Here is a 7,452-nt window from a genome sequence, read left to right as displayed (position 1 = left end):
CCACTCCCGTGGCGGTCATCGAGGACGGGTGGATGGAATCGCAGCGCGTCACCACCGGAACCCTCGACACCATCGCGGACCTCGCGGAAGGGCGCGGGGTGAAGTCTCCGGCCGTGATCGTGGTGGGGGACGTGGTCGCGCTTTCACCGCACTGGAAACCCCCAGTCTCCCGCTGAACCCAGCCCTTCCGACCCGCGCGCCCAGCGCCGCTTCATACGAACCACCATCCACAGCAAAGGAACACAGCCGTGTCGCAATCGTCCACGTTCTCCTTCCAGCGTCCGCTGCGCGTCGCCGTCGTCGGATCCGGTCCGGCGGGAGTCTACGCCGCAGACATCCTGACGAAGTCCGCGCCCGTCGCCTCCGGGGAACTGACCGTCAGCATCGACCTCTACGACCGCTACCCGGCACCGTACGGCCTGATCCGCTACGGCGTGGCCCCGGACCACCCGCGCATCAAGGGCATCGTCAACGCCCTGCACAAGGTCCTGGACCGCGGCGACATCCGCTTCTTCGGGAACGTTGAATACGGCACGGACCTCACGCTGGAGGACCTGCGCACCCATTACGACGCGGTCATCTTCGCTACCGGCGCCATCAAGGACGCTGACCTCAACATCCCGGGCATTGAGCTCGAGGGCTCCTTCGGCGGCGCCGACTTTGTCTCCTGGTACGACGGGCACCCCGACGTTCCGCGCGAGTGGCCGCTCGAGGCGAAGGAGGTCGCCGTCATCGGCAACGGCAACGTGGCGCTCGATGTAGCCCGCGTCCTGTCGAAGCACGCCGAGGACCTGCTGGTCACCGAGATCCCGGACAACGTCTACCAGGGGCTGAAGAACTCGCCCGTGACGGACGTCCACGTGTTCGGCCGCCGCGGCCCCGCCCAGGTGAAGTTCACGCCGCTGGAGCTGCGCGAACTCTCCCACTCCCGCGACGTCGACATTGTGCTCTACCCGGAGGACTTCGAGTTCGACGCCGAGTCGGACCGGCAGATCCAGACCAACAACCAGACCAAGACCATGGTCGGGACCCTGACCAACTGGATCGCCGAACAGCCCGAGGACCCGGCGGAGTTCACCGCGTCCCGCCGGCTGCACCTGCACTTCCTGCACAACCCGGTGGAGGTCCTCGGCGAGGACGGCAGGGTGACCGGCATCAAGTTCGAGCGCACGGAGCTGGACGGCACGGGCAACGCCGTGGGAACCGGCGAGTACATCGACTACCCGGTGCAGGCTGTGTACCGCGCGGTGGGCTACTTCGGCTCGGCGCTGCCCGAGGTGGAGTTCGATCACCGTCGCGGTGTGATCCCGAACGACGGCGGCCGGATCCTGGACGCCGCCGGCACCTCCGTGCCTGGTCTCTATGCGACCGGCTGGATCAAGCGCGGGCCCGTGGGGCTCATCGGGCACACCAAGGGCGATGCCCTGGAGACCGTCACCTACCTGCTGGAGGATCTTCAGGACCTGCCCGCAGCCTCCGCACCCGAGGAGGGCGCCGTCGTCGGGCTTCTTGCGTCACGCGGGGTGCAGTTCACCACCTGGGAAGGGTGGCTGGCGCTGGATGAGCACGAGCGCGCGCTCGGTGGCGCTGCGACGGAAATCGACGGGGTGGTCCGCGAACGCATCAAGGTGGTGCCCCGCGAGGACATGGTGGCGATCTCCCGCAGCGTCCACGCCGAAGCGCACCGCTAGGGGATCGGCCCCTCGAAGCGGGAAGGGGTCAGCGGATCCGGGTGGCCAGGCCGGGGTATTCGAGGACAATCCCTTCCCGGTCGATCTCCAGCTCGGCGGTGAAGCCGTGGTTGTCGGAGCTGTAGAGCACCACCCCGTTGCGGTCTCCATCCGAGGACCGCAGCTGGCTGTACATCTGGCTGCTGCGCTTGACCTGGAGGCTGGGAACGTCAACCCATGCCATCACCATGGACGTTTCATCGACGGGTGCCAGCTCCTCGGAGTGGAGGTTCAGCCGCAGGATGGGCATGGTGTTGGTGACTGGGCACAGGCCAAGATCGCAGTCCAGGGCGCCGGTCAGCAGCGACGGATCGTCGATGCCGGGTGCGGGGAGGTCGCATTCGCCGGCGGTGGAGCCGGTGGCGGACCAGACGCCGTCGTCGTCGCGTTCCAGTTCAAGGTGCCGGCTCCAGCCGTGGCCGTGGACCGTGGCAGTCAGGCGGCGGGTGACCCAGCCGTCGGTGGTGGTGAGCGCCCAGCTCATGGCATACGAGTCCGTCCGGGAAGTGCCGTGCGCGCTTAGCCGGCCCGGCTCCAGGTTGATGGTGGCGGAATCCAGGCGCGCCGGATCGTCGATGCCCTGCCAGGTGTGCAGCAGGCTCGTATGCAGTTGATTTCCCATTCGCTTACCTTATGGAGCGGTGGGGGCGGCGCGCCAGAGGGCGGCCCGGAGTTCCCCCCGCCACTGGAGTTTTTGTCGCCTATCTGCTGGAATAGCGCCTCCAGAACAGCAGATAGGCAACAAAAACACACCGGAGGGCGCATGGGCATTTCTGAGCATTTCCGGATGCTGCTTGTGCGCGAGCTTGCCGAGACGAGGAAGGCCCGGGCGGGCCTGAGCGCGGACATCACGAGCACCAGCGATCTGCGCCGGGAATCCAACGTGGACGATGAGCACGACCCCGAGGGCTCAACCATCGCCTTCGAACTGTCGCAGTCGGCAACGCTGCTGCGTGATGCCGATGCCCGTATCGCCGAGCTCGAGGCTGCGCTGCTGCGGCTGGAGGAGGGGCGGTACGGTTCCTGCGAAGTGTGCGGGACTGCTATCGCCGAGGGGCGGTTGGAGGCACGGCCGTGGACGCGGTTCTGCATCAACCACGCCGGCGGCCGCTGAACTTTTTGTCGCCTATCTGCTGGAATAACGCCTGCAGAACAGCAGATAGGCGACAAAAACTCACCGGAGAGCGCGGACGTTCAACGCGAGGTAGAGGTGCACCCGGTCCGCGGTGACGGCCGGGTCATAGCCGGTCAGGTCCACGATCTGCTGCAGCCGGTACCGCACGGTGTTCCGGTGCAGCTGGAGTACGTCCGCGACGGCGGCCACCGACCCGTTGTGCGCGAGGTACTTCTCCAGCGTGAGCATCAGCTCGGCGCCGTGTCCCTCGTCGAAGGCGGCCACGGGGTCCAGTGCTTCGGCGGCCAGGTCCGCCAGCGGCACATCCTCGCTCGCCATGAGGAGCGAGGTGAGGCTGAGGCGGTCGGGCCGGTTGACCGCCTGCCCGCGGGTCAGCGACTCCCGCGCCTCGAAGTAGCTCCAGCGCAGCCCGCTGGCCTGTGCGTAACCGCCGCCGAAACCCACCTTCGCCGTGAAACCGGCCCCGTGCAGGTAACTGCTCAGCGCCCGGCCGAGGGACTCACCGTCACTTTCCGGCACCGCGATCACCAGACGGTCATCCACCACGGCCGTGACGACGTCGTCGTACTTCCCCGGCAGCGGCAGGGTCCGCAGCGCGCGGCGCTGGCCGGTGGCAACATCGGCCAGGACAATGCACTGCCGGCGCGCCGTATCGATGCCCGCGCTCCCGAGCCGGGCCGCCGCATCACTGCCCGTCAGCGTCCCGCGCACCACATCCTGCAGCAACTGCCCGACGACGGCGCGGTCACTGGCCCTGCGCCGCGCCTGGTTGCTCAGCTCGACGCTGATGAGGCTCTGCGCGTAGTCCGTGATGGCGTCGCGCTGGTAGGGCTCCGCGATGGCCAGGGTGCAGCGGTCCTTCAGCCCGGTGGCCACGGGCACCCGGTGCCAGTCCCGGTCCTCACCTTCGCGTGCAGGCCCGGTAGCGAACAGCTCGGTCCCGTATTGGGAAAGCGCGACGTCGGTGCGCAGCATCGCAGCGAGCTCCCGGAGGAGCTGGGGCAGGCCCCCTCCGCCCAGCAGGGCAGCGGCGAGAATCTGGTGCCCCCGAAGCAGGTGTTCGAGGCGTGCATAGTGCTCGGCGGAGAGCGAATCGGCAACGATTTTCCCGATCGCAATGAACGGGGTCTCGTACGGCACGAGGAAGACCGGCAGGCCCAACTCATCCGCCTGGTCGAGGAACGCGGCCGGAACCTTCTCGTGGCTGAGGCCGGTGGCGAACCCGACGGCGAGCGCACCGGAGGCATGCACATGGCGGACAAAATTGCGCTGTGAGGTGGCCGATTTCTGCCTCAGGCCGGTGGTGAGCACTACCTCCCCGCCGCTCAGGAACGGTTTGGGATTCTCGAGCTCGGTGACCGCAACCCACTGGACCGGCACGTCCGTGACCTCGCTGGTCCCGACCCGCTGGAGCTTCAGTGCGGGCGTGGCCAGCAGTGCCGACAGTGTGATCGCCATAACGTCCACTATAGGGCTGGAGGCTTGTGCGGCTGCATCACGGTTTTGGGTATGCATTGTGCGGATCACCCTAGGCGGCGTGGCGTGCACCACGTAGGGTCGGCAGTGAATTTGGGCACCCCCTGTCCGGGAAACGAGAGGAAAAACGCTGTGGTCGCAACCCTGCAGAACTTCATCAACGGCCAGTTCGTGACGCCGGGCGGCAGCGAGCTGCTCGACATCGTCAATCCGACCAACGGCGAGGTGGTCGCCAAATCGCCGGTGTCCGTCCAGGCGGACGTCGACGCCGCGATGAGCGCCGCCAAAACGGCCTTCACCTCGTGGAAGCGGGTTACGCCCGGCCAGCGCCAGCTGATGCTGCTCAAGCTCGCCGGCGCCGTCGAGGCCCACAGTGAAGAACTCGTCGAGGCCCAGCACCGCAACACCGGGCAGGTCCGGGAGATGATCGCCGCCGAGGAGGTTGCCGCCGGAGCGGACCAGCTGCGCTTCTTCGCCGGCGCCGCCCGCCTGCTCGAGGGCAAGTCCGCCGGGGAGTACCTCGAAGGCCACACCTCGTACGTCCGCCGGGAACCGGTGGGAGTTGTTGCGCAGGTGGCGCCGTGGAACTACCCGTTCCTGATGGCCATCTGGAAGATCGGGCCGGCGCTGGCCGCGGGCAACACCATTGTGCTCAAGCCCAGCGACACCACCCCGGAATCCACGCTTGTCCTCGCCCGCCTCACCCAGGGCATCCTGCCCGACGGCGTTCTGAACGTGGTCCTCGGCACCGGTGAGACCGGCGCTGCCATGGTGGAACACAAGACCCCGGCCATGGTGTCCATCACCGGTTCGGTGCGTGCGGGCATCGCCGTCGCCACCGGAGCGGCGAAGGGGCTCAAGCGCGCTCACCTCGAGCTGGGAGGCAAGGCTCCCGCCGTCGTCTTCGCTGACGCGGACATCAAGAAGACGGCAGCGGCCATCGCGGAGTTCGCCTTCTTCAACGCAGGCCAGGACTGCACCGCCATCACCCGCGTGCTGGTGCAGGATTCGGTCCACGACGACCTCGTGGCCGCCATGGTCGACCACACCAAAACCCTCACCACGGGTAATGCGGATGACTCGAAGAACTACTTCGGGCCGCTGAACAACATCAACCACTTCAACGCCGTCAACGCGGTCATGGATGCGCTGCCGTCGCACTGTTCCGTGGCGGTCGGCGGCAAGCGCTCCGGTGACAAGGGGTACTTCTACGAGGCCACCATCATCACCGGCGCCAGGCAGACCGATGACATTGTGCAGAAGGAGACCTTCGGCCCGATCATCACGGTGCAGAAGTTCTCAACGGAGGATGAAGCCGTCGAGATGGCGAACGACGTCGAGTACGCGCTCGCCTCAAGCATCTGGACCACCGACCACGGCACCGCCATGCGCGTCTCCCGCGACCTCGACTTCGGGGCCGTCTGGATCAACACGCACATCCTCCTCACCGCCGAAATGCCCCACGGCGGGTTCAAGAGCTCCGGCTACGGCAAGGACCTCTCCATGTACGGCGTAGAGGATTACACCCGCATCAAGCACGTCATGAGCGCGCTGGACGCCTAAGCCACGCTTTCCGCCCACGAAAGGACTCTTCCCATGACCACCCAGGCACTCCAGCCGCAGTTCAGGCTCGAGCAGAAGCGCCGCATCATCGGCGATTTCCCCGGACCCAAGTCAACCGCCCTCAATGCCCGCCGCTCCGCCGTCGTGGCCAAGGGTGTTGCCTCCGGCGTTCCCGTGTATGTCGCGGACGCAGACGGCGGCATTGTGCACGACGTCGACGGCAACTCGTTCATCGACTTCGGCTCCGGCATTGCGGTGACCAGCGTCGGTGCGTCCGATCCCGCCGTCGTCGGCGCCGTGAAGGAGCAGGTTGAGCACTTCACCCACACCTGCTTCATGGTGACCCCGTATGAGGGCTACATTGCCGTCGCCGAGAAGCTCGCGGAGCTGACGCCGGGCGACTTCGACAAGCGCACCGTCCTCTTCAACTCCGGCGCCGAAGCAGTGGAGAACGCCGTCAAGGTTGCGCGGCTGGCCACGGGCCGTTCCGCCGTCGCCGCGTTCGACCACGCGTACCACGGCCGCACCAACCTCACCATGGCGCTGACCGCCAAGTCGCTGCCCTACAAGGCCGGCCCGGACGGCACCTTCGGTCCGTTTGCCCCCGAGGTATACCGCCTGCCGATGAGCTACCCGTTCCGTGAGGAGAACCCGTCCATCACGGGCGAGGAAGCGGCGAAGCGCGCCATCACGCTGATGGAGAAGCAGATCGGCGTCGAGTCGCTGGCCGCGATCATCATCGAACCTGTGCAGGGCGAGGGCGGCTTCATTGTCCCGGCCGACGGTTTCATGCCCACGCTTGCCGCCTGGGCGAAGGACAACGGCGTGGTTTTCATCGCCGACGAGGTCCAGTCCGGTTTCTGCCGCACCGGCGAATGGTTCGCCGTGAACCATGAGGGCGTGGTCCCGGACCTCATCACCATGGCCAAGGGTATTGCCGGCGGCATGCCGCTCTCGGCCGTCACGGGCCGGGCCGAAATGCTCGACGCCGTCCACCCCGGCGGCCTCGGCGGCACCTACGGCGGCAACCCCGTTGCCTGTGCGGCAGCCCTCGCGGCGATCGGCACCATGGAGGAACTGGACCTGTCAGCGCGGGCGCGGCGGATCGAGGAGATCGTGGTGCCGCGGCTGAAGGCGCTTCAGGAGGAGAGCGGCATCATCGGTGAGGTGCGCGGCCGGGGCGCCATGCTCGCCGTCGAGTTCGTGATGCCCGGCTCCAAGGAGCCCAACCCGGTGGCCACCAAGGCCATCGCCGCAGCCTGCCTCGCGGAGGGCGTCATCATCCTCACCTGCGGAACCTACGGCAACGTCATCCGCCTGCTGCCGCCGCTGGTGATCGGCGAGGACCTCCTCAACGACGGCCTCGATGTCCTCGAGGCAGCGATCCGCGCGGCGAAATAGAGCGCGGTGAAGTAGCTCGCGCGCTGAAGCAGCGCGCAGTGAAGTGGAGCGCGGCGAAAGTAGGGCGGTGAGGCAAACCCGCGGTGAAGTAAGCCTCACTGCAAGCACGACGACGACGGCGGTCGGCCGGACGGTTCCCTGCGGACC

Annotated in this window: 6 protein-coding genes and 1 pseudogene; 5 read left to right on the top strand and 2 right to left on the bottom strand. The window is 67.2% G+C overall.

All coding sequences use genetic code 11. The annotated features are described in order from the left end of the window. Positions 1–176, top strand: a pseudogene (locus X803_RS22885) (uroporphyrinogen-III C-methyltransferase); the annotation flags it as partial. A gap of 72 nt (positions 177–248) precedes the next feature. Continuing rightward, positions 249–1,691: an FAD-dependent oxidoreductase gene (locus X803_RS0114795; protein WP_026545735.1), complete on the top strand. Its 1,443-nt coding sequence runs from the start codon at positions 249–251 to the stop codon at positions 1,689–1,691. A 28-nt stretch (positions 1,692–1,719) separates the two neighbouring features. Here X803_RS0114795 and X803_RS0114790 read toward each other — a convergent pair whose 3' ends face one another. After that, positions 1,720–2,352, bottom strand: a complete 633-nt coding sequence (locus X803_RS0114790) for a putative glycolipid-binding domain-containing protein (protein ID WP_026545734.1) — start codon at positions 2,350–2,352, stop codon at positions 1,720–1,722. 141 nt (positions 2,353–2,493) lie between these two features. Here X803_RS0114790 and X803_RS0114785 point away from each other — a divergent pair, with 141 nt between their 5' ends. Then, positions 2,494–2,844: a TraR/DksA family transcriptional regulator gene (locus X803_RS0114785; RefSeq protein ID WP_026545733.1), complete on the top strand. Its 351-nt coding sequence runs from the start codon at positions 2,494–2,496 to the stop codon at positions 2,842–2,844. 60 nt (positions 2,845–2,904) lie between these two features. Here X803_RS0114785 and X803_RS0114780 read toward each other — a convergent pair whose 3' ends face one another. Next, positions 2,905–4,323 carry a PucR family transcriptional regulator gene (locus X803_RS0114780; protein ID WP_026545732.1) on the bottom strand — a complete coding sequence of 473 codons (1,419 nt, stop codon included), beginning with the start codon at positions 4,321–4,323 and terminating at the stop codon, positions 2,905–2,907. A 150-nt stretch (positions 4,324–4,473) separates the two neighbouring features. Here X803_RS0114780 and X803_RS0114775 point away from each other — a divergent pair, with 150 nt between their 5' ends. Then, positions 4,474–5,904 carry a gamma-aminobutyraldehyde dehydrogenase gene (locus X803_RS0114775; protein ID WP_026545731.1) on the top strand — a complete coding sequence of 477 codons (1,431 nt, stop codon included), beginning with the start codon at positions 4,474–4,476 and terminating at the stop codon, positions 5,902–5,904. A gap of 33 nt (positions 5,905–5,937) precedes the next feature. Next, complete coding sequence (gene gabT, locus X803_RS0114770; protein WP_026545730.1) at positions 5,938–7,305, top strand: 4-aminobutyrate--2-oxoglutarate transaminase; 1,368 nt, start codon at positions 5,938–5,940, stop codon at positions 7,303–7,305. Positions 7,306–7,452 lie beyond the last annotated feature (147 nt).

Source organism: Arthrobacter sp. 35/47 (genome assembly GCF_000520475.1).
Lineage (GTDB): Bacteria > Actinomycetota > Actinomycetes > Actinomycetales > Micrococcaceae > Arthrobacter_D > Arthrobacter_D subterraneus.
Note: the sequence above shows the minus strand (reverse complement) of the source record. Positions and strands in the feature narration are given on the sequence as shown.